Source organism: Methylorubrum subtropicum, from assembly GCF_038442325.1.
In the GTDB taxonomy this organism is placed as follows: Bacteria; Pseudomonadota; Alphaproteobacteria; order Rhizobiales; family Beijerinckiaceae; genus Methylobacterium; species Methylobacterium subtropicum.
Genome location: NZ_JBBXMW010000054.1, coordinates 1 through 736 on the forward strand (window position 1 = coordinate 1; position 736 = coordinate 736).

1 protein-coding gene is annotated in these 736 nt (G+C 68.3%); it reads left to right on the forward strand.

Annotated features, from left to right (window positions below):
- The coding region (locus tag AAHG03_RS27030) for an IS5 family transposase (RefSeq protein WP_342154966.1) at nucleotides 1-713 on the forward strand (713 nt) is incomplete at its 5' end.
- Nucleotides 714-736 lie beyond the last annotated feature (23 nt).

Below are 736 nucleotides of genomic sequence, written 5' to 3' on the forward strand. Positions count from 1 at the left end.
CAGACCCGCCAACCCGATCCGACGCCAAGCCGGCGCGGGCGGTGATGGCGGCCATTGCTTGGCACTTGCGTACAGGTGGCGGATGGCGGGCGCTGCCCGAAGGTTTCCTGCCCTGGCGCACCGTCTACGGCTGGTTCCGGCGCTGGGTGGACAAGGGTCTGTTCGAGACGCTGATGCGCGCGCTGGCACGCCGTCAGCGCCGTCGCTGCGGGCGGCGTGCCACGCCGACCCTGGCGATCATCGACACGCAGAGCGTCAAGTGCCTCAGCGTGCGAGGGCCGCGCGGCTATGACGGCGCCAAGAAAGTCGTGGGCCGTAAACGTGTGTTGATGGTCGATGCGGAAGGGCACATCCTGGCGCTGGCCGTGGTGCCGGCCGACGTGCAGGACTGCGACACGCTGCCGACGCTGGATGCGAGCAAGCCACTCTGGCCGAGCCTGCGCCTAGCCGTTCTCGACGGCGTCTTCCGGGCCAAGCGCTGCGAGGAGTGGTGCAATGTCCACGGCATGCGCTGCGAGGTCGTCAAGAAGGACCCCGATCAGAAGGGGTTTGTCGCGCTCAAGCGCCGCTGGGTCGTGGAGCGAACCTTCGGCTGGTTCAGCCACTGGGGCGGTCTGCTGCGCGAGCGGGCCGGCCGCCTCGATGTCGCGACCGGCCGTCTTGCCTGCGTCGCCTGCCTCATGGCCGCCAACGCCCTCAACAATCCCGCATAAGATCGCGATCTCAAACAGGCTCT